Here is a 22,820-nt window from a genome sequence, read left to right as displayed (position 1 = left end):
CTGGCTCGCTTTCCAGTTAAGTTGAACAGAGCATCCTTTGCGCAAGATAAGTGCTAGACCTTGAGCAACGTAAAACCGGGATCTGGAGAAGCTCTGTGATAGACCACGTAACCTTTGGTGTGACTGACTTCGCTCGGTCGGTGGAATTCTATGATCAGGCATTCGCACCGCTAGGGGTGAAACGGTTGTTTGAAGTGCCGTTGGAACACACAGGCGGCGTGAAGGTCGCAGGTTACGGCGACGACAGGCCCTGGTTTTGGCTTGCGGAAGAAAATGCGACACGGGGAATGCTGCATATCGCATTGACGTCGAAAGACCGTGCAAGCGTTGATGCGTTTTACGCCGCAGCACTCCACGCTGGAGGCAGGGACAACGGTGCACCCGGCTTGAGGCCCCACTATCACAACGACTATTATGGAGCTTTCGTTCTCGATCCTGACGGGCACAACATCGAGGCCGTTTGCCATTCCCCTGAGGCGACCTAGCTGCCTGGGCTGGTGAATTTCCAAATAGTGTTACAGTGATCAGCTCGGGCTCTGCTCGAAACAAGAAGACTGCGACCTCTTCCAGTCGGTTTAAGGCGGTCAGCCGTCAGAACCCATGTGCTGCCCAAATCGGATGTTGTACCCATTTAAATCGACGGCGTTGAACTCGCGCATTCCCCACGGATAGGTTTCCGGAGCGCGGGTGATGTTCACCCGACTGGTCGTTGCGCGGGCGTAAACAACATCCAGGTCATTCACGTCAAAATAGAGCCAGTTCGCACCAAGCTGAGGCTCACCTTGCCAGAAATGTACGCAGGCCTTGTCAAGCAGAACAGCGCCATGCGTTGGCGGCTCACCCCAAACGAACCTGATAGTGAAGCCGAGATGGTCGACATACCAGTTGCAGGTGTCCAGAACATTGGGCACGGCAAGTGTCGGGTAAACGGCAGAGCATTGAAATGACTTTGACATAAGCGTCTTCACAAGCGGTGTTTTTGGCGTCTCCATCAAAATGGGCGTCAAGAGAGCGAGGCGACGTGACCCACCAGATTTCCATTCAAAGTATAACGCGTTTCAACAGCCCAGCCATATTCGGCCAGCGTTTTCTGCACGCTCTCCCGGCTCAAGAACTTTCTGGCCGAAGTCTTGTTGCACGTGACGATCATGACCCTTTGGTTTTGGATAGGGCTTTTGCCGAGCCAACTTCTCAGTTCCTGAACGGACGAGACCTTGATGCGTTTCAGATTTGGAATGAGCATGTCCTGCCAAGCCCGTTGCTGATTGGGATCAAAGTGTAGGTCAGAACGGTGACGCCTTAAAGTGGCAATGCTTCAAACGCATCGACAAATGTTGCTCGCCAGGGGCGTTGGTTCTATCGCAATGATGTAAAGTGACCTTTACATTGCGTTGAATTATCGATATGTAAAGGAGGCTTTCCATTTTCGGAGAACTCATCATGACGACGGAACAGGCGACTTCCCGCTTCTTTAAGATCTTCATCCCGGCGATGATCGTCTACATTGTCGGAACAGCATCGATCCGATGGTACCCAGGTAGTGAAACGCTTCCTGCTTATTCGCTCTACGCACTGGCGCTCATCCCGATAGTGGCAATTTTCATTGCATTTTGGGCGCAATGGCGATTTGCGATGGAACTCGACGAATTTCTTCGCCTGATACAAATCAAGGGAACGCTCGTTGGAATAGCCTGCGTGATGATGATCGCATCGGGATGGGGACAGCTGGAAAGGTTGGCTGACGTACCGAGACTACCGGTGTTCTGGCTGTTGCCGATCTTCTGGGCGGTGCAGGGCTTGGCGACCACGCTGATATCGAAACGTGAAGGCGTGTTTTGATGAAGAACCACTTGAAGGCCCTGCGGGCAGAACGGGGCTGGTCCCAGGCTGTCCTCGGGGACTACTTGAGTGTTTCCCGGCAAACCATCAACGCCATCGAGGCGGGACGCTACGATCCATCGCTGCCGTTGGCCTTCAAGATCGCTCAGCTGTTTGAAAAGAAGATTGAAGATATTTTTGAAGCAAGCGAATGACAGGCAGCTCAACTTTCAAGCCGATGATGTTCAGTCTTTACCTTCGCGCTGGCCAGGTGTTGCGCTTCGCCTGGAAGTTGAACTCAACAAGGCTCCGGCGATGGCAAACAGCGCTCCAACAATTGTGTTTGAGGTAACATTGCCAAGTCCGAACGCAGCCAGCAGCCCCATGGCGACAAGCGGGGTCAGAAAGGCGAAGCTGGAAATTGCCGCTGCAGAACCTGATCGCGTGGCTTTGTCCCACAACATATTTGCAACCGTGAACGGGCCGATGCCCATGAGAACGATCGCAAGCCATTCCGTGGCGGACGGCCAGTAGGCAGGTTCGATGGCAAAATGTGCGCTGAGTGCGGCGAGCCCGGCAAGTCCGAGCGATGGCCCGACGACATTCGTTTCGATCCTGGCCAGAGAGCGACCGACAGAATAGACCGCGAAGGTCAGAGCGCCACAGACACCAAGCAGCACCCCAATGCCATCAAGGCTTCCTGCCATCTGAGGATAGAGGGCAACCGCAACCCCCATAAACCCGAAAGCAACGCCAAGCGCCTGAAGCAAAGACGGCAAGCGCTGCTGCAACATGGACGCGAGCAGCACGAGAAAGACCGGCCAGAGATAGTGGACGACATTGGCCTCAGCCGGCCCGATCCGTCCAATGGCGGCAATATAGAATGCGTTGTTGCCCATCAGCCCAAGGGCAACGAAAACCATCGTCTTGAACGGCAAGGACAGGAATGTGTGAGCTGCACCTTTTCGAGCTGCCAGCAAAAGGGAGAACAAAAATCCGATCAGTGCTGATGCACCCAAGGTCAGGAATGGCGGTGCAGGACCGACCGCCGTTGCAAGCGCCGGCCAACTCGCCCACAAAACAACAGCACCAGAGACAAGGCCCAGTGTTTTTGTCTGTGGACCACCGGAAGTGCCGGTCAGCTTCATTCCGACTAGCCGACCAATCCAGCGAAGGTGAATGTCAGCGGATTGTCTTGTGGGTGTAGCAAATGTCGCGGTCATTCTGCTCCAATCCTTACCTTCAACCGTTCGACTCACTCGACGATGGGCCGCTTACTTTGATAGAATGTCGAACAGATTGTTGAGATCTGCACGCAGATCCTCCTGGTCCTCCAGACCAACATTGATCCGCAAAAAGATCCGCTGATGTTCCGCTTGCCCGAACTTCCTCGCGTCTTTTACCGACATGGGAGCAACCAGACTGCGTGTCCCGCCCCAGCTCGCGCCAATTGCCATGACTTTGAGCTGATCAAGCCCTTCATCCAGGCGACGTTCCTGGCGTTCACTCAGGACTACACTGAAAACCCCGCTCGCGCCTGAAAAGTCGCGTTTCCAAAGCGAATGTTGGGGAAACCCCGGAAGCGCAGGATGCAGCACTGATCCAGCCTCAAGGCGGGATGCCAGTTCTTCAGCAAGGTTCAGCGCGACTTTTCCCACGTGTGCAAGCCGCACCGCCATCGTCTCGATACCCCGTAGTGCAAGCGATACTTCATCGGGTGAGACGCCAATGCCGAGCATTCTCATGGTGTCGCGCAGCTTTTTGCGCAGTTCCAGATCGTTGACGCAAATGGATCCGAGCAGCAGGTCCGAATGCCCGCCCACATATTTGGATAGCGCTTGCATTGAAAAGTCGATGCCGAGATCCAAGGGTTTCAGCTGCAAGGGAGTGGCCCAGGTATTGTCGGCTCCAGTCAAGATGCCATGTCGCTTGCCAAGGGCAGCGATCATTCGCAAATCCTGCAGTTCCATGGTTGTTGATCCGGGCGTTTCCGCCCAGATCAGTTTGACTGACGGATCAATCAGATCTTCGATGCCTTCGCCGTCGGGACGATAGATCTTGTGATGGATGCCGCGCGGTTCCAGATAGTTGACGCAAAAATCAAGAACGGGCGGGTAAACGTTGTCGGGAACAAGGACTGTGTCTCCCGGGTGCAGAACACTTAAAAAGACGATTGTCGCTCCGGCCTGGCCTGAAGGCACGATGACCGACCGAAGGCCGTTCTCCAGCTTTGTGATCTGCGCTTCCAGCGTTCGCGTCGTCGGTGTTCCGTGCAAACCGTAAAAATAGCTGTCGAGGTCCCGCTGAGTGCGCGTTGCATAGGACCGCGCATCTTCAAACACGATTGTGGATGCGCGATACGTCGGCACTGTCAGGCTTGAAAACTCCGACAGGTCAACGGCAGGGTGGATCGTGCAGCTTGTCGCGTCGCGCATGGGTCTTCCTCTGAATGTTTTCCCGACTACAGCAAAATCCAGACTGGTAAACAATTAATAGTTCGGCATAATTCTATGCACTAAACTTATATATGGTGAGCGCAGAGTATGAAGTTCAGACAGCTTGAGGCCTTTCATTCCCTTATGATCTCGGGATCGACGGTTCGTGCCGCTGAACTCATGCAGATCACGCAACCTGCTGTCAGCAGAAGCATTGCTGAACTGGAAGCGTCTCTCGGTTTCACACTTTTCGATCGGGTGCGCGGTCGCATGGTACCGACCACAGAAGGGCAGCTGTTCTTTCGTGAGGTTTCCGAGAGTTTCAAGGGTATGGATCGGTTGCGCTCCGCCGCGGCCTCGATCCGGGACTTCGGTTCAGGACACCTGAAAGTCGCTTCGTTATCGGCCCTGGGCGCGGAAGTGGTGCCAAAGGCAATTCAGGATTTCAGAAGGAGCAATCCGCGCGTCAGGATAACGCTTCAGATCTTGCCGTCGGCGCAGGTCCGCAATCAGGTCGTCGATGGAAACTTTGATATCGGCCTTGCCGCTGATGAGATCGACCGCTCCGGCGTCGATACGACCCATTTTGGCGGGTTCTCCGGCGTCATCGCGATGTCGTCCCACCATCCATTGGCAAAGCGCGACATTCTTGGCCCAGAAGATCTGGCCGGTCAGCCGATGATCGGCCTTGCCCCAGAAGACCGCGCACGCGACAGGTTCGACGCCATTTTGTCCGAGGCAGGCGTATCGCCCGAATATGTGGTGGAAACACCGTCGTCCACAACGACATGTGCCTTGGCGCTTGCCGGAGACGCAGTCGGGCTGGTCAATCCGCTTGTCGTGGAAGGTTTTGTTGCAAGAGGGTTGGAAGTTCGACCGTTTGCCCCGTCGGTCAATTTTCGTTCGTTTCTCTTGTTCCGTCCGGACATTCAAAGGTCGAAATTGGTCAGGGATTTCACGAAATGCCTGTTTGATCTGAGAAACGCGATTGTTTGATGTCAGCGCGCTCCACAGCGGAAACGCATAAGGATGCTCGAGAGGAAACTTTTATGCGTGAGGGTCTTTCTTCAATTTGCATCAGACCGCAAACCCAACGCAGCGTCGCAAGCGTCTGTGTGTTCGGCAACCTCCTCAGAGAACCTGTCCTTCCACTGTCGGCTTTCAGCCAACTCAAATGACAGCTCGGTCAGGGTGTTTGCAAGCCACAGACAGGGGGAAAATACATTCAGTTCGCTTAGTCTGGGCGGAGTGGCACTGGTTGCTGCAAGCGTGTCGGCAGACCATTTCGATTGAAACGCCAAACTGGCGTCAAGCAGTTCAAGAACACCCGCGCGATAGGTGTCTCTTTGCTGATTTGGCGGCGCGCCACTTGCCTGGGCAAGCATCCCGGCAACGACGACGTTTTTGGAATGAAGGTCCCCAGCCACCTTACGCGCATCCTGAAGGCTCAGGGTGTCTGCGGCATTGGCGAGTGAAACCGGCAAAAGAAGATAAACAACTGCAAGCACAAACTTCATGATTGTTGCCCAGGACTGAAATCAGCAGGAGTATGCAACTGCGAACGAACGAAGTCGATGATGCTGATCATACGAAACAGCGAACTGTCTCAACCTTCGCAAGAAACCTGTTCTGCCAAGAAGCCGAATACCAACGTATATCAACGCTTTAGAGGAAAAATGGTCGGAGTGAGAGGATTCGAACCTCCGACCCCCTCGTCCCGAACGAGGTGCGCTACCAGGCTGCGCTACACTCCGACACTTTATTGGATCGCATAAGACTAGATCCATCGGGAACAGCATGGCAAGGGCCCGCTGCGTGGAGGGTCATTTAGCAAAGCTGACTTGATCCCGCAAGAGAATTGCTGAAACGGGTAGGACTTTTTTGGTTTCCAAAACAAATTCAGAAAGTTAGGCTGAAACAGAGGTATTTCTTTACGGCAGTCAGCGCCAAGAATTTTCCGAAAATTCTATCGCTACATAGGCTTCCACACGAGCCCTGTCTTGTCGGTTCAAACAAGGTGCAAAGCCTTCTGGGGAAAACCACTCCAAACAGCTCAAAGATTGAGCCTGGGAAGGCTTGCGCTTCAGAAGCGGCCCCGTTATACACCTCTCCCACGGCCTTGGGGTGTAGCCAAGCGGTAAGGCAGCGGTTTTTGGTACCGCCATGCGCAGGTTCGAATCCTGCCACCCCAGCCAACTTTCTCTCTTAAGATTTGAAGCCTTTCAAAGCTCCCTTCCGGAGTTCAGCTGTGTCCTGCTGAAACGTCTGATCGCAGCAGTCATGAATTGACGCAGTGCCGCAGAAATATCCTCTATTTGCTGCGTTGCAGAAGTAAAATCCGACAAATCGCATAAGATTTTGTAGTTAAAATGGAAAGCTTACTCGTGAGTGATTTTATACACAAGTTGTCAACAGGCTTATTCTGTAGATGTTGAAAAGTAAATATCTCAGTAGACAGTAAGTAAATATTTGGCCACTATCATATCAACTACTGAGCCAGACAGGTTCCGCCCTGGTAAGCGGGTCACCAAACTGGGTAATCAGTAGCCCATGCCCAGATTGACTGGGGGTTATCCTTCGGGAGAGCTTACCAGAAGGTTTTGGGAGACCACATGGGATGCGCTTTCAGCGGCCACGTGACGCAGATGGCGCTCCGGCAAACCGGTAACGGCGGGCTATCCGTGAGACCGGCGTGGGTTCGAAATCCGCCAGATTTCGTGCGCATGGGCTGAAAGGCTTCTGGAAGGAAGCTTGAAGGTCAGGAGACCAGGATCGATTTGGCATCGCGTTTCTTCGGAAACGCAGCTGAAACAAGCGTCTTGCTCCAAACAGGGGGGTGCTGGTGCAAACCGGCACCCTTTTTGTTTGTCCGGCCTTCAGAGTACTTCGCCGTGAAGCCTTTGTTTCTAAATGGTTTTCAACTCTCCACACTCTAAAAAAATCCGATAGACTTTCTACGCTACGCAGTAAGCACTTGCAGGCCTATTGTGACCGCATGGCCGTCTGAAGCGAGCGCTGAAGTCAGGCTTCACCTGCTGGCGTGATTTCGGTACGCCGACGCATTGGTCGTTGGATGTCCTGCGCCGCCTGTACCTTTCGTTGAGCCTTTGAGTTGACCGCAAGACCGCGAAGGCGCGTGTCTTTTCCTGGCCCTGTCACGCCAACGAACATCGACAAGAAAAAAGTTGCCACTGGACGCCGCGTCCTTGCCCGTTCCAAACTGGAAAAAACAACTGGGAGGATTTCATGCGGCGGAAGGTTGTCTCTGCGTCGGATGCCGCTGCCCTGGTGAAGGACGGCGACACCATCACAACATCCGGTTTTGTCGGTATAGGTGTTCCTGATGAGCTTCTTGCGGCGATTGAAGCAAGATTTCTGGCGCACGGGACACCCAGAAACCTCTCGTTGTTTTTTGCAGCCGGTCAGGGAGATGGAAAGCACAGGGGCCTGAACCGGCTCGGTCATCATGGCCTTCTGAAAAAGGTGGTTGGCGGTCACTGGGGACTGATCCCGAAAGTGGCCGAGCTTGCCGTTTCGGGAAAAATTCAGGGTTGGAACCTGCCTCAGGGATGTATCAGCCAACTCTACCGGGACGCCGCAGCCGGTAAACCGGGCATGTTGTCAAAAGTCGGGCTTGAGACATTCGTCGATCCGCGCAATGGCGGCGGCGCTATCAATGACATGTCCACCGAACCTCAAATTGACCTGATGAAACTGGGTGGAGAGGAGTATCTTTATTATCCGGCCCCGAAGCTGACCGTTGCCTTGCTGCGCGGCACAACGGCGGATGAGGCAGGCAATGTCACGATGGAACGCGAAGCATTGGTGATCGACAATCTGGCGCAAGCCATGGCGGTCAAGAATGCAGGGGGTGTGGTGATTGTGCAGGTTGAGCGCCTTGCTCGCGGTCGCAGTCTGCAGGCGCGCGACGTCCAGATACCCGGTATTCTGGTTGATGCCGTGGTGGTGGCGAAGCCGGAAAACCACATGCAGACCTACAAGACTGACTTTTCCCATGCCTTCACCAACCGCATTCGACCCCCTGCCGGTGAAATCCCGGCGATGCCGCTCGGACCGCGCAAGATCATCGCAAGGCGCTGCGCGTTTGAGCTTCCGGTCAACGGCGTCATAAACCTCGGCATAGGAATGCCGGAAGGGGTGGCCGCGGTAGCGGCAGAGGAGGGCATGCTGAACCACGTCACCCTGACGGCAGAGCCTGGGGTTGTCGGGGGGCAGCCGGCGTCCGGTCTCGATTTCGGTGCGGCCGTGGATGTCGATGCCGTCATTCCCCAGAACTCGCAATTTGATTTTTATGACGGCGGCGGACTGGACATGGCCTGTCTTGGGCTTGCTCAGGCTGATACCCTTGGCAACGTCAATGTGTCCCGCTTCGGGCCGCGCCTTGCGGGGGCAGGTGGGTTCATCAATATCAGTCAGAACGCCAAATCGCTTGTCTTTGCCGGTACTTTTACGGCCAAGGGGCTGCAGGTCAGGTTGACGGACGGTCGGATGGAGGTTGTGAACGAAGGATCGTCGCGCAAATTCCTGAGCGACGTGGAACAAGTCACATTTTCAGGACGACGGGCTGCGCGCCTCGGGCAGCCAGTGCTTTATGTTACGGAGCGTTGCGTTTTCAAGCTGAGCGAAGAAGGGCTCGTCCTGACCGAAGTTGCACCGGGCATCGATGTCGATCGCGATATCCTGGACCGTATGGGGTTCCGGCCGATCATGGGTGAACTCCAGGAGATGGATGCACGTCTCTTTGCTGAAGGGCCAATGGACCTGAGGCGCGAATTGTTGCATCTCGATCTGCCCGAGCGTATCGCGCTCGATCCTCCCCACGACCGGCTTTTCATCAACTTTGAAAAGATGCGCATCCGCACACGGACCGAAGTGGAGCAGGTCCGCGATCAGGTTGAGCGGGTCTGCGGTCCCTTGAGCGAGCGTGTCGATGTGATTGTCAATTATGATGGTTTTCACCTGGATGATGACATTGCCAACGACTATGCGGAAATGGTCGCTGATCTTGAAAGTCGGTTTTACAACACAGTGACCCGGTATTCCGGGTCGGCCTTCATGCGCCTGAAGCTCGGAGAGACCTTGAAAGGGGCCTCTCACATCTACGAGACAAGGCAATCGGCGCAGGCCTTTCTGGACAGTCAGGAATAGCCGGGCGGGCAGCGCAATTCCGCCGTCGTTTCAGCTGAAGAGAGCTCCTTCGGCGATTCTCATTTTATGGACAGCGGTCTCTCTTGGATTGCAAGTTGTTGAAAAATCGATGCCAAGCAGAAACGCAGTAAAAAAGCCCCGTCAGAGGATCTGAGGGGCTTTCAGGTCTGCTAGAACCAAATACCTTTAGCGACGTTTTCCGAAGGTAGGTTTCCCGCCGGCCGAACCAGGTCGCGGGCGGCTCAAGGGTTCACCCGGCTTTACCGGCCGCCTGTCGTCAGCCTTGCGCCGATCGAAAAAGCCTCCGGTACTATCGACATACTGGTCGTCGTCTTTTGTCAGGGCTTCTTCGGATGTTTTCAGCGACTGGGCGCGCATTTGCGCCACTTGCCGCTTCTCACCGATGAACATGACACCGCAGCGCAAGCCCTCTTCCCAACGGCGTTCGCAGCTGACTTCATAGTCTTCCAAGTCGATGTAGAGCTCGAAGTGCTTGGGGAGCATATAGGCCTGCTCAAATTCCAGCAGTGCGCCACCTTGGGATATGTTGCGCACGATGCAAGGAATGGAACGCAGGCCGTTTTGGAAAACCATTTTCCCCTTTTTGTACACACGTGCACGGCGGGCACGCGGAACCATTTCCGTGGCCTCTTCCGAATCTGCCTGCAGCGAGGGACTGGTGTCCGACATGGCGACTTATTTCTCCAATAACTCGGGGTTTTTACCACCCTTGGCCTGTAAGTTTAGCCAAAAGCCCTTGCCAAGAAGTGAATCTGATCGTTGAAAGAGGCCAACTGCCTCGAACGTTTTCTTGAGCGGCGGAACAAAACCGCATAAGTCGGGGCGAGACAGTTTCGTGTGTTTTCCATTCTGCCGGTTTCGTGGAACACCATTCCTTGAATTGATACACATTGTTCCTTTTATTTACGGCGACGCTCATGAAGCGGAAAAAGCGCAGGGCTCCAGAGGAACTGCGCTTGAAGAGGTGTTGATGACGGAAGAAAAGATATCCTTATTGAACCAGCTTGCCGTGCAAGCTGGTGAGGAGATCCTGAAGGTTTATGCCGAGCCGTTCGAAGTGGAAAACAAGTCGGACGGATCGCCTGTGACCGTGGCTGATGCGGCTGCCGAAAAGGTTATTCTGGCCGGACTGTCAAAGATTTTCCCCGAAATTCCAGTGGTCGCGGAAGAATCCGTCGAAGCTGGAGAATTACCGGTTGTCGAGGGACGGTATTTTCTGGTGGATCCGCTGGACGGTACCAAGGAGTTCCTCAAGAGGAATGGAGAATTCACCGTCAACATTGCCCTGATCGAGGATGGCTGCCCTGTGTTCGGTGTCGTTTCCGCACCGGCGCTGGGTGAGATCTATTGGGGCGGCGCATTGTCAGCAAACGACCAACAGAGCGCCTTCAAAGGGCGGATCGAGGCTGGAAAAATTGTGGACGTTGCAGCTATTTCGGTGCGGACCCCACCGCAGTCTGGCTTGAGTGTTCTGGCCAGCCGTTCGCATATGTCCGAAGAAACAGCCGCGTTGATAAACCGGTTGGGCGTTGCGGAACAACTGAATGTCGGCTCCTCATTGAAACTGTGTTGGCTTGCCGCCGGGCGGGCAGATTTTTACCCACGGATGGCGCCGACAATGCAATGGGATATTGCAGCAGGAGATGCGTTGCTGCGTGCTGCGGGCGGTGCACTGGTCTATGCTGAAACAGGCAACGACTTCACCTACCAGGTGCCAACTCAAGCGATTAAAGACGATTTGCGGAATCCCCATTTTCTCGCGGTTGGCTGCCGTTCCGTATTGGCCGATCTTGCCGTTTCCGGCTGATCTCAGCTGAATGGACGAAACAAAGACTTTGGCCGTCCGCGGCCACAATGGAAAAGTGAACATGAACATGCAATCTCAGGGCATCACACCCGAGCGCCTCAGCAATCTGAAGCGACTGGAAGCGGAAAGCATTCACATCATCCGTGAAGTGGCTGCGGAGTTTTCCAATCCGGTGATGCTCTATTCCATCGGTAAGGATTCCGGTGTGATGCTGCATCTGGCGATGAAAGCGTTTTATCCGGCCAAACCGCCGTTCCCGTTGCTGCACGTGGATACCACGTGGAAGTTCCGGGACATGATCACATTCCGTGATGAGACGGCCAGCCGGTTGGGGCTGGATTTGCTCGTTCATACCAACCCCGAAGGATTGCAGAAGAACATCAACCCGTTCGATCACGGATCTTCGGTCCATACAAACATCATGAAAACCGAGGCCCTCAAACAGGCCTTGAACCACTATGGCTTCGATGCCGCCTTTGGTGGAGCGCGGCGAGACGAGGAAAAGTCTCGCGCCAAGGAGAGGGTGTTTTCCTTCCGCAATGCCAATCACGGGTGGGACCCGAAGAACCAGCGTCCCGAGCTCTGGAACCTTTATAATGCGCGGGTCGCCAAGGGTGAAAGCATCCGCGCTTTCCCGCTGTCGAACTGGACTGAGCTGGATATCTGGCAGTACATCCTGACTGAAAACATTCCGATGGTGCCGCTTTATTTTGCTGCCAAACGTCCTGTTGTTGAGCGGGATGGAATGCTGATCATGGTCGATGACGATCGAATGAAGCTTTTGCCCGGCGAAGTCATCGAAGAAAAAAGTGTCCGTTTCCGCACACTGGGCTGTTACCCGCTGACCGGAGCAATCGAATCTGATGCCGAAACATTGCCGGCCATTGTTCGCGAAATGCTGATTGCCCGTACGTCCGAGCGCCAGGGTCGTCTGATCGACAAGGACGAAAGCGCCTCGATGGAGAAAAAGAAGCGGGAAGGATATTTCTAAGATGACGAGTGTTGACGTTCAGGAAGCTGCCGAAACAGCTGTCACCGACTATATCCTCGCCCAGGAAAGCAAGGACCAGCTCCGGTTTTTGACGTGCGGCTCCGTCGATGACGGTAAATCCACCCTGATCGGGCGGTTGCTTTATGACACCAAGCTGATCTTCGAAGATCAGCTTGCGGCCCTTGAAAGGGACTCAAAAAAGCACGGTACAGTTGGTGAGGACATCGATCTTGCTCTGCTTGTCGACGGACTTGAGGCTGAACGCGAGCAAGGCATCACCATTGATGTTGCCTATCGTTTCTTTGCGACGGACAAGCGAAAATTCATCGTCGCCGATACACCAGGCCACGAACAATACACGCGCAACATGGCGACCGGAGCCTCGACAGCGGATCTTGCCGTTCTGCTGGTGGATGCACGTAACGGCCTGATGGTTCAAACACGCCGCCATGCGTTCATCGCGTCCCTCTTGGGGATCCGTCACGTGGTGCTTGCGGTCAACAAGATTGATCTGGTGGGCTACTCGCAGGATCGTTTTGAGGAAATCCGCAAGGAATTCGAGACATTCGCAAACGGCTTCGACTTCGAGACGCTGCAAGCGATCCCGATGTCTGCTCGCTACGGTGACAACGTCACCATGAAGAGCGAGAAGATGGTCTGGTACTCCGGTCCGCATCTTCTGGAACATCTGGAGACGATTGAAGTCGGCGAACACGCCCTTGAAGCCCCGTTCCGGTTTCCTGTTCAATGGGTGAACCGGCCCAACCTCGATTTCCGTGGCTATTCCGGCACAGTGGCGAGTGGCCGCGTAAGCGTTGGCGAAGAACTTGTGGTGGCAGGCCCGGCGACTTCATCGAAGGTTCAAAGCATTATAGGTACCGGTGGCGAAGTCAGCGAAGCTCGAGCGGGTGAAGCGGTCACGATCACGCTCGAAGATGAAATTGACATTTCCAGAGGCGATCTCTTGTCCTCAGCCGCGCACCGGCCAGATGTCGCCGACCAGTTTGCGGCGCATGTCATCTGGATGTCGGATGAACCACTGTTGCCAGGGCGCCCCTATTTGTTGAAGCTTGGCACACGAACAGTGACGGCGACCGTTTCGGAGATCAAACACAAGATCAACGTCAACACGTTCGAACATATTGCCGGCAAGACGCTTGAGCTGAACGAAATCGCCTTCTGCAATTTCGCGCTCTCCTCTGCAGTCCCGTTCGATCCCTATGAAGCCAACCGCTCCACGGGGTCGTTTATATTGATCGACCGCATGTCCAATGCGACCGTCGGAGCCGGATTGATCTGGTTTGCGTTGCGCCGTGCCAGCAACATTCACTGGCAGGCTTTGGATGTCGACAAAAGCGCGCGCTCGGAAAAACTCGGCCAAAAACCCGCAGTGCTCTGGTTTACGGGGCTGTCCGGGTCAGGCAAGTCGACCATTGCCTCGATTGTCGAGAAGAAGCTGCACATCGAAGGGCGTCACACTTATACGCTCGATGGCGACAACGTTCGGCATGGTCTCAACAAGGACCTGGGCTTTACCGACGCTGACCGTGTGGAGAACATTCGCCGGGTGGGAGAGGTCGCCAAGCTCTTTACGGACGCTGGCCTGATTACGCTGGTTTCGTTTATCTCGCCGTTCAGGTCAGAACGCCGGCTGGCGCGCGATCTGATGGGCGAGGACGAATTCATCGAAGTCTTTGTCGATACGCCGATCGAGGAGTGCCGCAAGCGAGATCCGAAAGGACTTTATGCAAAGGCAGACCGCGGCGAGATCAAGAACTTCACAGGTATCGACAGTCCTTATGAAGCACCGGAAAACCCGGAACTACATATTCGAAACGTCGGTCGTGATCCTGAAGATGTTGCCGAGGACATCATCGAATATCTGCGCGACCATGGCTTCTTGTCCAATGCAGGAACCCACGGAGACGGGATCTAAATCTTGAACGGAAACGTCTGAAGGGGAGAAGACGGTCAGACCCGATTTCTGCGGGTGAGACTGTCTTCCCAGCGATAGGCGTCCCCGACAATCTGGTCGATGGTGTCAAGTTCAGGTTTCCAGTCCAACTCGGTTCGAGCAAGCGTGCTTTGGGCGACCACTTCAGGGCAGTCTCCAGGGCGGCGTTCCCCCAGCTCGACAGCGAAATCCGATCCTGAGGCCTTCTTCACGGCGCGGACGACATCCAATACTGAAAATCCACGCCCGTAGCCGCAATTGACAATGAGATTGCCTCCGCCGTGACGCATGCGTTCAACAGCAAGGCGATGCGCCATCGCGAGATCCGAAACGTGGATATAGTCACGGATCGCGGTTCCATCGGGGGTGTCATAGTCCTGACCGAATACAGTCATTGATGACCGTTTGCCGGTCGCCGCTTCACAGGCGACTTTGATGAGATTGGTGGCGTTGTGCGTGGCTTGGCCGGCGCGTCCGCGCGGGTCCGCACCGGCAACGTTGAAGTAACGCAGCGCAGTAATCGTAAGATCGTGAGCATTTGCGACATCCAGAAGCATCTGCTCGGTCATGAGTTTCGACGTGCCATATGGTGCTTGAGGTCTCAATGGAGCCGTCTCGGCAACCGGAACGCTGTCCGGAAAACCATAAACGGCGGCGGTCGAGGAAAACACAAAGTGTTGCACGTTCGCCGCGACTGCAGCTTCCATCAGCCCGAGTGAGTTTGCAGTATTGTTGCGATAGTATTTGAGCGGATTTTCAATGGATTCCGGCAGTATGATCGATCCCGCAAAGTGAATGACGGTATCCACTTTGTGCTCAAGCATGATGTCGGTGACAGCATCCTTGTTCGCGATGTCCAGCTGGTAAAAAGGAACGCCCTCGGGCACCAGCCAATCGAACCCGGTACTCAGATTGTCGACGACGATCGGTGTTTCACCCGCATCCAGAAAATTGAGCACTGTGTGGCTGCCGATGTATCCGGCACCGCCGGTGACAAGAACGGACATGAATGTTGGAGCCTTTTCACTGAAGCCACGAAGGCAATGGCAATTTCTTAGCGCCCGGTCGGTGAATGCTCAAGCAGGTTCGAAAACGGACTTTGTCATTGCCCGGTCATACGAAGCCCTTTAAGACGCGTTTTAAATCAGTCATCGATGGAAGGCTTCGAGCGCAGTATGAAAACCGTTCTTGTAACCGGATCTGCCGGCTTTATCGGCTATTTCCTGTGTACGCGCCTCCTTGCGGACGGTTTCAGGGTCATCGGGCTCGACGCCATGACCGATTACTATGACGTTCGGTTGAAGGAGCGACGTCAGCAAATGCTGCTCCAGCACGAGCATTTCAAAGCGGTCAACGACCGGGTGGAAACACCTGAATTGCTCATGACCCTGTTCAAGACCGAAACACCTGACTTCGTCATACATCTGGCCGCTCAAGCCGGGGTCAGATACTCCATCGAAGCGCCGCGATCCTATCTGGAGAGCAATATTTGCGGAACGTTTGAATTGCTGGAAGCTGCGCGGGCGCATCCGCCGGAGCACATGTTGTTGGCGTCGACGTCGTCGGCCTATGGTGCCAATACGCAAATGCCATATACGGAAACCGACAAGGCGGATCACCAGCTCTCGTTCTATGCAGCGACAAAGAAGGCGACGGAATCGATGGCGCACTCCTATGCCCATCTTTATCATCTACCGGTGACCATGTTCCGGTTCTTCACGGTCTATGGGCCCTGGGGCCGCCCCGACATGGCACTTTTCAAATTTACCAAGGCAATTCTCGAAGAACGACCGATCGACGTTTACAATTATGGGGACATGAAGCGAGACTTCACCTACGTGGAAGACCTCGTTGAGGGCATTCGCCTGTTAATGGACGCGGTGCCAGTTCGTCCTGAGGAAGATGAAGAAGTACCGAATGGTGACAGCCTTTCGCCTGTTGCGCCCTGGCGGGTGGTCAATATCGGCAACTCCACCAGCGTGCAGCTGACGGAGTTCATTGCGGCGATTGAAGATGCGACCGGCAAGCAGGCGGCGCGCAATCTGATGCCAATGCAAGCAGGCGACGTGCCGGCAACCTGGGCAAATGCGGATCTGCTTCAGCGATTGACTGGATATCGTCCCGTCACATCAGTACAGGAAGGGGTTCGGCGATTTGTCGAGTGGTATCGCGACTACTACCAGATCTGACGCTCGGATTTCGTCAGGGACTTAATGGTGTTTGGCAGACATCGACCCATTCAGCCGAGGTTATCTCCGCCATGCGCTGAGGCGATATCTTGACGGCCGCGTTGGTTGCGCCGGCAGCGGGAATGACGATATCGAAATCCTTCAGCGACACATCACAATAGACCGGTAGTGGTTCGGCCAGTCCGAAAGGGCAGACGCCGCCAACGGGATGACCGGTTAGCCGCTCGACGTCCTCAAGACCAAGCATTTTGACTTTGCCGCCAAAGGCCGCCTTGGCCTTCTTGTTGTCTAGCCGGACATCGCCACGCGTGACCACAAGAAAGATTTTGTCCTTGAGCTGGAACGACAGGGTTTTGGCGATCTGTCCCGGTGCGACGCCATGCGCCTGAGCTGCAAGATCTACGGTTGCACTGCTCTCGGCCGTGACAAGAACCTCCAGTTCAGGTGCAACATTTTCAAAGTGGGCACGGACGCTTTCTAAGCTCATATTGGTCACAGAACCTTTTGCCAAAGAGGAGATATCTGAATTCCGGGGCGAAAATTTAAAAAATACGGGATAATTTTGTGTAGCGTCATGATTTCATCATGGTCTATTTTATTAATGTATCCATAGTGACTTTAAGTGGTAATTAACTATTTACCTTTTAAACGGTGAGATGCGGAGTTGGAACTGCTAATCCAATTGCACCGCTGAACACCATTTTTGAAGGTAGCCGGTATGGCCAGGACGGCATCAGCAATGTCCGACGTTTGTGACACCAGGGGTGGGGATCGCAAACGGTCTGCAACGCCGGTTCATCGGGGTGGGACTGTGAATATGCCCGTTTTGTTGGCGAAGAACTTGCTGTTTTGGGGTTCTATTTCAGCGACCATTTATGGTCTTTACGCCGTTGTGGCTGCCCTCTAGCACTCCATTGAATTTGCTGCGATTAGAACAAACACCTTCTGTTGGTGTGTGTTCCTCTTTGTGTTCCTCAAAGCGTGTCTCAACCTAATTCCGGCAACTCTGATCAGCTGTCAGCCTCCAACCGGTTGATGCCAAAATGGTGTGCTGGTTTGAAGGTCTCGGGCAGCTCATGCGGCGCAGATCCGCCGATAATCTCTGCTATGAGAGCATCCGCTATTCGGTGGGCGATGCCGAACGATATCTTGAAGCCACCAGTTGCAATGAAGAGCTTCTCGTGGCCGGGAAGTTTGCCGATCAATGGATCGCGCTTATGACATCGGGGCCGAATGCCGGCCCAATCCTTGATCAGTTGGCGGCCTGTCAGTTTCGGACAAAAGGCAGTGGCGCGTTCCATTAGTTCCCTGCTCCTGTCAGGCGCAGGTTGGGTGTCTGTGAATTCCCTGTCCGACGTGCTGCCGATCGCAACCGTTCCATTGTCATGCGGCACGACGTATAGGCCGTCACAATAGATCGCGGGATAGCCCTCCAGCCCGGCGCCGTCCAGGACCAAGGCCTGTCCCTTTTCGCCGCGTCCTACGCGCTCACCGGTCAACTGCTCGACAAGTTCGAATGTCGAAAAGCCTCCGGCAAGGATGAGGCAGCTGGTTTGGAAGGCGGACTGATCGTCTGCGAGCTTTACGCGTCCCGAGGCTTCGTCGAAGCCTGTGACCTTAGCGTCTTCGACAAGAGTTGCGTGCTTTTGAACAAATGCGCTGAGGGCTGCAAGATATTGCCGGGGTGAAACGCGTGCGGCGAGGGTCTCGTATACAATACCGAACGGCGCTGCATCCGCAGATAGCCAGTCTGCACGGCTGCCGGCTGGCTCAACGGCATAAGTGAAACCGGTTTGGTCAGGGTGCCAGCGGAGCCGGCTTTCTGCAGCGCGTTCCAGATGATGCTCAAGCTTGTCCTTTGTCGTGAGTGGCAGGATGCGGCCGCAGCGACTGTATCCAACGGATTGACCCGTTTCGGTTTCGAGTTGCCGAACATGATTTTCCAGGCTCAAAAGCGCCTGGAACTGAAATTCCTTTTTCGGGTTCCAGCGTGCCGGCATATGGGGCATCAAAGCGCCAAGCAGCCCGCCGCTTGAACCTGCGCCAACCTTTTCTGCTTCGAATACGATCACCTTCTGGCCAGCCTTGATTGCTGCATAGGCAATTGACAGGCCGAAAATGCCTGCACCGGCAATTGCGATGTCGTATGAGGCGGCTTGGCCGTGCGCCATGTTGAAAAACCTTGCTGGTTGATTGAGCCCTCCGGCTCTCATATGAGAAGCGTCAGGCAATGGCAATTGCGGCAAATGTGAAGCCTGTCGCTGACGACAACCGATTGATGTGAAGTGATATGTCGACAAATCCACCTGAACTGCAATGGCTGGACGGAGATGTCCCGAAAGCGATGGGATTTGAAGATACCTATTTCTCAAAGGCAGGCGGCTTGGCTGAAACGCGTCACGTTTTTCTTGCCGGAAACCAACTTCCTGCCCGTTTTGAAACGACAAAGACATTTACAATTGCCGAATTCGGTTTCGGCACGGGCCTGAATTTTCTGACAGCGCTTGCTGCCTCGCGGGCCGTTGAAAATCCGCCGGAACTGACCTTCGTGTCTTTTGAACTCTTTCCGATGACCACCGACCAGCTTGCAAAGGCGCTCAATGCGTTTCCGGAGCTTTCCGACCTGGCAGGTGAACTTGTTGAAAAGTGGCAGCCGCGGACCGGGTGGATGCAGGTCAATGTCGCCGGTGCAAACCTGGTTCTGGGCGTGGGCGATGCTCGGGAGTTGATCAAGGACCTGAAGCCTGAAACTCAGGCCGCCGATACGAGCAGTATTGTCATTCCACTTGTCGATGCCTGGTTTCTTGATGGCTTCAGCCCTGCGCGCAATCCGGAACTTTGGGATGCGGGTCTATTGAGGTCAGCGGCGGACCTGACTGCTCCTGAAGGGACGTTGGCCACCTATACGGCTGCGGGCTGGGTTCGGCGCAACCTGGTGGCCGCAGGATTTCTCATTGAAAAGAAAAGCGGTTTTGCAGGCAAACGGGAAATGGTCATCGGCCGGAAAGCTTAGTCCAGGCCGTTTTCAGACTTTGTTTCGGTTTCCAGCCAATGCCGGAACTTCTGCATGGCGCCCGTCTCCTCTCGCGACTTCAACCAGGTGAGCCAGTAGCTGCCGATACTGACGCCTGCCTGGAAGGGCTGAAAGATGCGTCCGCTTTTGAGGTCAGACTGAAACATGCCGACCGGGACAAGTCCGACACCTGCGTTTTGTGCGACAGCCTCAACCATGGTCAGGGAAGAATCGAACATCCAGCCACGTGTCCTGGGCGCGGGCAGTGAAACAGCCTGAAACCACAGCGCCCATTCATCAATCCGATAGGACCTCAGCAGCGGAAAGTTAGCCAGATCTCCCGGAGTAACTAGCCGTGTTGCTATTGCCGGTGCGCAAACAGGCGACATTGCTGCCGACATCAGTTTGACTGCATTCGTGCCGTGCCAGGCTCCGTCTCCGAAGCGGATGAAACAATCCAGACCATCGGCCAGGATGTCAGCGCGGTTGTTGTTCGTCCGCAGGCGCAGGTCGATCTGCGGGTTGGCAGCCGAAAAGTCTTTGAGACGCGGCAACAGCCAGCCGGTGGCAAATGTTCCCACGATGCCAAGTGTCAGGACTTCGCGAAAGTTGCCGTCCTCGAACCTTTTCAGGGTTGCGCTCATGCGGCGGAACGCGTCGCTAAGGACAGGCACAAGGGCCTGACCTTCTTCTGTCAGGTTTACACCGCGCGGCAGCCGTTCGAAGAGTTCAACGCCCAGCCGTTCTTCCAGCGCCTTCACCTGATGGCTGATGGCAGTCTGAGAGACACGAAGTTCCAGTCCCGCTCTTGTAAAACTCTGCAGCCGGGCGGACGCCTCGAATGCCCTGAGGGCGTTGAGCGGCAATTGCGAGATATCGATGTCAGTCTCCGAATGGCTAAGTTTTTCTCATGTCAGACGTCATAAATGATCGTTTGTTTGATGTCTATTACCAAGGCATTGTGAAGATCTTGCTGGACCGGCAGTGCTTTGGGGCGCGCATCGACGGTCCGAAACACAACCCGAAATCTTAGAGATTTAACGATGAACCATCTTATTCGCCGCGCCGCCTTTGGATTGTCTCTTGTTGCCGTTGGGGTGACCGGTCACCAGCAGGCGGCATTCGCAGCCGAATTCGACCCTGCGCCGATCGAGAGAGCTGTAAAGGATGCGCAGGCGCGTCTTTCGGCACGCATTGGCGTTGTCGTTGTTGACAGGCAGACCGGAGAAAACTGGATACATCGTGCACAGGAGCGTTTTCCTCTTAACAGCACCTTCAAGACTTTTCTGTGCGCTGCATTGTTGCATCAGGGCGAAGCTGGAGAAACGGATCCCACCCGGCGTGTTGAGATCCGAGGGGCGGATCTCGTGTCCTATTCTCCAGTCACGGAAACCAAGGTTGGAACCGATGGTATGACCCTCCTGGAACTCTGCGAGGCGACCGTGACGAAAAGTGACAATACAGCGGCCAATCTTGTTCTGGACGAAATAGGTGGACCTGACGCACTGAACCGCTACTTGCGCGGGATCGGAGACACGGTCACACGTCTCGACAGGCGCGAGCCTGAGATGAATTATGGCCAGCCTGGAGATGAACGGGATACGACGACGCCCGCAGCGGCCGCCGCCACTTTGCAGAAACTGGTTTTGGGAAACGCTCTGAGCGCTGACGCGAAAAATCAGCTGCAAAGCTGGTTGGAAGACAATCGCGTTGGGAACTTAACGCTGAGAGCTGGATTGCCGGCAGGTTGGAAGGTGGCTGACAAGACCGGGGCAGGAGGGAACGGATCGCGCAGCAACATCGCCGTCATCTGGCCGGAAGGTCGGGCTCCCGTCGTTGTCGCGGTCTATATCACCGAAACGCAGGCCTCTTTCAAGGCACGCAACCAGGCAATAGCCGATATCGGCCGCGCGATTGCTTCAGCCCTGAAACCGTAAGCCATTCGGAGGCCAAAGCTCATGTTCCCGGCGTCGCTTGGAGTTCAAGTCGTGATCAGGTTCTTGTCAGCACTTGCAGCGCTTTGTGTGGTCGCTTGCCTGGGAACAGGTGTTGCCACTCACGCGCTGGCGGAAAGCCGGGATGAACGGCGGCAGCGGAACTGTGCTCATTATCAGGAGATGTCGACGCGGGCCTTGGCCATGGTTGGTGAACCGAATTTGACGCCTGAATTCCTGAAAGACAGCAATGCCTTCATTGAGGCGGGCTGTCTTTCCAACAAGCCTGTCTGCCCGAAGACGGAAGCAGATTTTGCGTTCGCCGATCTGATAATCATGATGAGCGTGAGTGCAAACATGGGCAGCACTTTCACGCCTTTCCGGTGCCCGGTTGAACCCGGGCCTGGTGGCGCTGACTGAAAAAGGTTGGTTGTGTTTCTAGGTCATTTCCGGAACGGGAGTAACCGCCCGGCCGGACTTGAACCAGCTGGTCAGGTTGTCGACGACAAGCTGGCCCATTGCATTGCGGGTTGCTTGTGACGCCGAACCCACATGAGGCAGCACGGTGACGCGCGGCAACCTCAGCAAAGCTTCGGGAACTTGCGGTTCTTGTTCGAAGACATCAAGTCCAGCCCCGTAAATCGTGCCGTTTTCAAGAGCCTCGATCAAAGCAGTTTCATCAATAACACTTCCCCGGCCAATATTGAGGACGATGCCATCAGGGCCGAGTTTTTCCAGCACCTTCGCGTTGACCGCATGTTCGGTGGCAGCACCCCCCGGGGCGACCACCATCAGCGTATCGCAAGCCTCGGCCAGACCTTCCAGACTGTCGTCATAGGGATAGGCAACGTCTTTTTGCGGGTTCCGGCCGTGGTAGCGGATCGACATGCCAAAGGCTTCCGCCCGCTTGGCGATTTCCTTGCCGATGCGGCCCAATCCGAATACTCCGAGTGTGCGTCCGCGCAGTGTGGCCTGGGTCAGAGGGTAGGGGCCCTTTGCAAGCCAGTTTCCCTGCCGCAGCCACTGTTCGGCCTGACCGAGTTCCCGGATTGTCATGATCATTAATCCGATGGCCGTATCGGCAACCTCGTCGGACAACACGTCCGGGGTGTGGGTCACCATTACATTCGCTGCCTTGCAGTCGGGAATGTTGATGTGATCGTAGCCCACGCCGAGACTGGAGACGATTTCCACATTCGGGATCTTGGCCAGCAACTGTGCGTCGACTGCACCAAACGCCATGGCAACGCCTCGGATCTTGTTGCCCACTTCACGCAGCATGGCGTCGGGATCTTCGGCCTTATAGGACCGATGTACCGTAAACGCCGCATCCAGTTGCTCCTCGACAATAGGCAAGGTTGGACGGGGAAGAAGTATGTCGATCGCAGTCATGGGGATTTTCCGGAAGGAATTAAACAGGCTGTCCGGGCGACATTACGTCGAAGGCTCCAAGGAAGAAACCCTATATGATAGCTAAATGATTGGTTGG

The 22,820-nt window shown here is 55.0% G+C and carries 24 protein-coding genes and 2 tRNA genes; 13 read left to right on the top strand and 13 right to left on the bottom strand.

Annotated elements, in window-relative coordinates; genetic code table 11:
* The first annotated feature begins 95 nt into the window (after positions 1 to 95).
* Positions 96 to 485, top strand: a complete 390-nt coding sequence (locus K1718_RS20290) for a VOC family protein (RefSeq protein ID WP_265681045.1) — start codon at positions 96 to 98, stop codon at positions 483 to 485.
* 99 nt (positions 486 to 584) lie between these two features.
* Here K1718_RS20290 and K1718_RS20285 read toward each other — a convergent pair whose 3' ends face one another.
* Positions 585 to 956, bottom strand: coding sequence for a VOC family protein (locus K1718_RS20285; RefSeq protein WP_209006652.1), 372 nt, complete (start codon positions 954 to 956; stop codon positions 585 to 587).
* 47 nt (positions 957 to 1,003) lie between these two features.
* Positions 1,004 to 1,243 (bottom strand): hypothetical protein, encoded by a 240-nt coding sequence (locus tag K1718_RS20280; protein ID WP_265681046.1) that lies wholly within the window; start codon positions 1,241 to 1,243, stop codon positions 1,004 to 1,006.
* A 197-nt stretch (positions 1,244 to 1,440) separates the two neighbouring features.
* On the opposite strand from K1718_RS20280, the gene K1718_RS20275 reads away from it, so the two are divergent.
* Positions 1,441 to 1,839, top strand: coding sequence for a hypothetical protein (locus tag K1718_RS20275; RefSeq protein ID WP_152502681.1), 399 nt, complete (start codon positions 1,441 to 1,443; stop codon positions 1,837 to 1,839).
* Positions 1,839 to 2,033, top strand: a complete 195-nt coding sequence (locus tag K1718_RS20270; RefSeq protein ID WP_265681047.1) for a helix-turn-helix transcriptional regulator — start codon at positions 1,839 to 1,841, stop codon at positions 2,031 to 2,033. The genes K1718_RS20275 and K1718_RS20270 overlap by 1 nt, the downstream gene beginning before the upstream one ends.
* Before the next feature lie 30 nt (positions 2,034 to 2,063).
* Here K1718_RS20270 and K1718_RS20265 read toward each other — a convergent pair whose 3' ends face one another.
* Both K1718_RS20265 and K1718_RS20260 read right to left on the bottom strand, forming a co-directional pair.
* Entirely contained in the window at positions 2,064 to 3,041 is a 978-nt protein-coding gene (locus tag K1718_RS20265) for a DMT family transporter (RefSeq protein ID WP_265681048.1), read from the bottom strand.
* 51 nt (positions 3,042 to 3,092) lie between these two features.
* Positions 3,093 to 4,253: a trans-sulfuration enzyme family protein gene (locus K1718_RS20260; protein WP_265681049.1), complete on the bottom strand. Its 1,161-nt coding sequence runs from the start codon at positions 4,251 to 4,253 to the stop codon at positions 3,093 to 3,095.
* Positions 4,254 to 4,361: 108 nt separating this feature from the next.
* Between K1718_RS20260 and K1718_RS20255 the strand changes: the two genes are divergently transcribed.
* Complete coding sequence (locus K1718_RS20255) at positions 4,362 to 5,249, top strand: LysR substrate-binding domain-containing protein (RefSeq protein WP_265681050.1); 888 nt, start codon at positions 4,362 to 4,364, stop codon at positions 5,247 to 5,249.
* A 71-nt stretch (positions 5,250 to 5,320) separates the two neighbouring features.
* On the opposite strand, the gene K1718_RS20250 is transcribed toward K1718_RS20255, so the two are convergent.
* Both K1718_RS20250 and K1718_RS20245 read right to left on the bottom strand, forming a co-directional pair.
* Positions 5,321 to 5,770, bottom strand: a complete 450-nt coding sequence (locus K1718_RS20250; protein WP_265681051.1) for a hypothetical protein — start codon at positions 5,768 to 5,770, stop codon at positions 5,321 to 5,323.
* 160 nt (positions 5,771 to 5,930) lie between these two features.
* Positions 5,931 to 6,007: transfer RNA gene (locus tag K1718_RS20245), tRNA-Pro, on the bottom strand.
* A 366-nt stretch (positions 6,008 to 6,373) separates the two neighbouring features.
* On the opposite strand from K1718_RS20245, the gene K1718_RS20240 reads away from it, so the two are divergent.
* A tRNA-Gln gene (locus K1718_RS20240) sits at positions 6,374 to 6,448 on the top strand.
* Positions 6,449 to 7,274: 826 nt separating this feature from the next.
* Here the strand turns inward: K1718_RS20240 and K1718_RS20235 are convergent.
* Positions 7,275 to 7,445, bottom strand: a complete 171-nt coding sequence (locus tag K1718_RS20235; protein ID WP_265681052.1) for a hypothetical protein — start codon at positions 7,443 to 7,445, stop codon at positions 7,275 to 7,277.
* Between the two features lie 54 nt (positions 7,446 to 7,499).
* Between K1718_RS20235 and K1718_RS20230 the strand changes: the two genes are divergently transcribed.
* Complete coding sequence (locus K1718_RS20230; RefSeq protein WP_265681053.1) at positions 7,500 to 9,422, top strand: acyl CoA:acetate/3-ketoacid CoA transferase; 1,923 nt, start codon at positions 7,500 to 7,502, stop codon at positions 9,420 to 9,422.
* A gap of 186 nt (positions 9,423 to 9,608) precedes the next feature.
* Here the strand turns inward: K1718_RS20230 and K1718_RS20225 are convergent, their stop codons facing one another.
* Positions 9,609 to 10,112, bottom strand: a complete 504-nt coding sequence (locus K1718_RS20225; RefSeq protein ID WP_152502674.1) for a PilZ domain-containing protein — start codon at positions 10,110 to 10,112, stop codon at positions 9,609 to 9,611.
* A 301-nt stretch (positions 10,113 to 10,413) separates the two neighbouring features.
* On the opposite strand from K1718_RS20225, the gene cysQ reads away from it, so the two are divergent.
* The 3 genes from cysQ to cysN all read left to right on the top strand — a co-directional run bounded on the left by cysQ (position 10,414) and on the right by cysN (position 14,177).
* Entirely contained in the window at positions 10,414 to 11,250 is an 837-nt protein-coding gene (gene cysQ, locus K1718_RS20220; protein ID WP_152502673.1) for a 3'(2'),5'-bisphosphate nucleotidase CysQ, read from the top strand.
* A gap of 61 nt (positions 11,251 to 11,311) precedes the next feature.
* Positions 11,312 to 12,241 (top strand): sulfate adenylyltransferase subunit CysD, encoded by a 930-nt coding sequence (gene cysD, locus K1718_RS20215; RefSeq protein ID WP_152502672.1) that lies wholly within the window; start codon positions 11,312 to 11,314, stop codon positions 12,239 to 12,241.
* Between the two features lies 1 nt (position 12,242).
* Positions 12,243 to 14,177 (top strand): sulfate adenylyltransferase subunit CysN, encoded by a 1,935-nt coding sequence (gene cysN, locus K1718_RS20210; protein ID WP_265681054.1) that lies wholly within the window; start codon positions 12,243 to 12,245, stop codon positions 14,175 to 14,177.
* Positions 14,178 to 14,212: 35 nt separating this feature from the next.
* On the opposite strand, the gene galE is transcribed toward cysN, so the two are convergent.
* Positions 14,213 to 15,202: a UDP-glucose 4-epimerase GalE gene (gene galE / locus K1718_RS20205; protein WP_265681055.1), complete on the bottom strand. Its 990-nt coding sequence runs from the start codon at positions 15,200 to 15,202 to the stop codon at positions 14,213 to 14,215.
* Between the two features lie 168 nt (positions 15,203 to 15,370).
* On the opposite strand from galE, the gene K1718_RS20200 reads away from it, so the two are divergent.
* Positions 15,371 to 16,384 carry an NAD-dependent epimerase/dehydratase family protein gene (locus tag K1718_RS20200; RefSeq protein WP_265681056.1) on the top strand — a complete coding sequence of 338 codons (1,014 nt, stop codon included), beginning with the start codon at positions 15,371 to 15,373 and terminating at the stop codon, positions 16,382 to 16,384.
* A gap of 13 nt (positions 16,385 to 16,397) precedes the next feature.
* Here the strand turns inward: K1718_RS20200 and K1718_RS20195 are convergent, their stop codons facing one another.
* Positions 16,398 to 16,871: a YbaK/EbsC family protein gene (locus K1718_RS20195; RefSeq protein WP_152502668.1), complete on the bottom strand. Its 474-nt coding sequence runs from the start codon at positions 16,869 to 16,871 to the stop codon at positions 16,398 to 16,400.
* Between the two features lie 523 nt (positions 16,872 to 17,394).
* Entirely contained in the window at positions 17,395 to 18,555 is a 1,161-nt protein-coding gene (locus K1718_RS20190) for an NAD(P)/FAD-dependent oxidoreductase (protein ID WP_265681057.1), read from the bottom strand.
* Positions 18,556 to 18,674: 119 nt separating this feature from the next.
* Here K1718_RS20190 and mnmC2 point away from each other — a divergent pair, with 119 nt between their 5' ends.
* Complete coding sequence (mnmC2, locus tag K1718_RS20185) at positions 18,675 to 19,397, top strand: tRNA (5-methylaminomethyl-2-thiouridine)(34)-methyltransferase MnmC2 (protein ID WP_265681058.1); 723 nt, start codon at positions 18,675 to 18,677, stop codon at positions 19,395 to 19,397.
* Here mnmC2 and K1718_RS20180 read toward each other — a convergent pair.
* Positions 19,394 to 20,278 carry a LysR family transcriptional regulator gene (locus tag K1718_RS20180; protein WP_265682516.1) on the bottom strand — a complete coding sequence of 295 codons (885 nt, stop codon included), beginning with the start codon at positions 20,276 to 20,278 and terminating at the stop codon, positions 19,394 to 19,396. The two genes, mnmC2 and K1718_RS20180, sit on opposite strands and share 4 nt — an antisense overlap.
* A 162-nt stretch (positions 20,279 to 20,440) precedes the next feature.
* Here K1718_RS20180 and bla point away from each other — a divergent pair, with 162 nt between their 5' ends.
* Together bla and K1718_RS20170 are read left to right on the top strand one after the other, a co-directional pair.
* Positions 20,441 to 21,334, top strand: coding sequence for a class A beta-lactamase (bla, locus tag K1718_RS20175; protein ID WP_265681059.1), 894 nt, complete (start codon positions 20,441 to 20,443; stop codon positions 21,332 to 21,334).
* Between the two features lie 21 nt (positions 21,335 to 21,355).
* Positions 21,356 to 21,751, top strand: a complete 396-nt coding sequence (locus tag K1718_RS20170) for a hypothetical protein (RefSeq protein ID WP_265681060.1) — start codon at positions 21,356 to 21,358, stop codon at positions 21,749 to 21,751.
* 18 nt (positions 21,752 to 21,769) lie between these two features.
* On the opposite strand, the gene K1718_RS20165 is transcribed toward K1718_RS20170, so the two are convergent.
* Positions 21,770 to 22,723 carry a 2-hydroxyacid dehydrogenase gene (locus K1718_RS20165; RefSeq protein ID WP_265681061.1) on the bottom strand — a complete coding sequence of 318 codons (954 nt, stop codon included), beginning with the start codon at positions 22,721 to 22,723 and terminating at the stop codon, positions 21,770 to 21,772.
* Between the last annotated feature and the right edge of the window lie 97 nt (positions 22,724 to 22,820).

The organism is Roseibium porphyridii (assembly GCF_026191725.2).
Lineage (GTDB): Bacteria > Pseudomonadota > Alphaproteobacteria > Rhizobiales > Stappiaceae > Roseibium > Roseibium porphyridii.
This window is presented reverse-complemented; position numbering and strand designations above follow the sequence as displayed.

Excerpts from the sequence above, each read along its gene's own strand:
- K1718_RS20285 (WP_209006652.1), bottom strand. The coding sequence starts at position 956 with ATGTCAAAGTCATTTCAATGCTCTGCCGTTTACCCGACACTTGCCGTG.
- K1718_RS20280 (WP_265681046.1), bottom strand. The coding sequence starts at position 1,243 with ATGCTCATTCCAAATCTGAAACGCATCAAGGTCTCGTCCGTTCAGGAA.
- K1718_RS20275 (WP_152502681.1), top strand. The coding sequence starts at position 1,441 with ATGACGACGGAACAGGCGACTTCCCGCTTCTTTAAGATCTTCATCCCG.
- K1718_RS20270 (WP_265681047.1), top strand. The coding sequence starts at position 1,839 with ATGAAGAACCACTTGAAGGCCCTGCGGGCAGAACGGGGCTGGTCCCAG.
- K1718_RS20265 (WP_265681048.1), bottom strand. The coding sequence starts at position 3,041 with ATGACCGCGACATTTGCTACACCCACAAGACAATCCGCTGACATTCAC.
- K1718_RS20260 (WP_265681049.1), bottom strand. The coding sequence starts at position 4,253 with ATGCGCGACGCGACAAGCTGCACGATCCACCCTGCCGTTGACCTGTCG.
- K1718_RS20255 (WP_265681050.1), top strand. The coding sequence starts at position 4,362 with ATGAAGTTCAGACAGCTTGAGGCCTTTCATTCCCTTATGATCTCGGGA.
- K1718_RS20250 (WP_265681051.1), bottom strand. The coding sequence starts at position 5,770 with ATGAAGTTTGTGCTTGCAGTTGTTTATCTTCTTTTGCCGGTTTCACTC.
- K1718_RS20230 (WP_265681053.1), top strand. The coding sequence starts at position 7,500 with ATGCGGCGGAAGGTTGTCTCTGCGTCGGATGCCGCTGCCCTGGTGAAG.
- K1718_RS20225 (WP_152502674.1), bottom strand. The coding sequence starts at position 10,112 with ATGTCGGACACCAGTCCCTCGCTGCAGGCAGATTCGGAAGAGGCCACG.
- cysQ (WP_152502673.1), top strand. The coding sequence starts at position 10,414 with ATGACGGAAGAAAAGATATCCTTATTGAACCAGCTTGCCGTGCAAGCT.
- cysD (WP_152502672.1), top strand. The coding sequence starts at position 11,312 with ATGAACATGCAATCTCAGGGCATCACACCCGAGCGCCTCAGCAATCTG.
- cysN (WP_265681054.1), top strand. The coding sequence starts at position 12,243 with ATGACGAGTGTTGACGTTCAGGAAGCTGCCGAAACAGCTGTCACCGAC.
- galE (WP_265681055.1), bottom strand. The coding sequence starts at position 15,202 with ATGTCCGTTCTTGTCACCGGCGGTGCCGGATACATCGGCAGCCACACA.
- K1718_RS20200 (WP_265681056.1), top strand. The coding sequence starts at position 15,371 with ATGAAAACCGTTCTTGTAACCGGATCTGCCGGCTTTATCGGCTATTTC.
- K1718_RS20195 (WP_152502668.1), bottom strand. The coding sequence starts at position 16,871 with ATGAGCTTAGAAAGCGTCCGTGCCCACTTTGAAAATGTTGCACCTGAA.
- K1718_RS20190 (WP_265681057.1), bottom strand. The coding sequence starts at position 18,555 with ATGGCGCACGGCCAAGCCGCCTCATACGACATCGCAATTGCCGGTGCA.
- mnmC2 (WP_265681058.1), top strand. The coding sequence starts at position 18,675 with ATGTCGACAAATCCACCTGAACTGCAATGGCTGGACGGAGATGTCCCG.
- bla (WP_265681059.1), top strand. The coding sequence starts at position 20,441 with ATGAACCATCTTATTCGCCGCGCCGCCTTTGGATTGTCTCTTGTTGCC.
- K1718_RS20170 (WP_265681060.1), top strand. The coding sequence starts at position 21,356 with ATGTTCCCGGCGTCGCTTGGAGTTCAAGTCGTGATCAGGTTCTTGTCA.
- K1718_RS20165 (WP_265681061.1), bottom strand. The coding sequence starts at position 22,723 with ATGACTGCGATCGACATACTTCTTCCCCGTCCAACCTTGCCTATTGTC.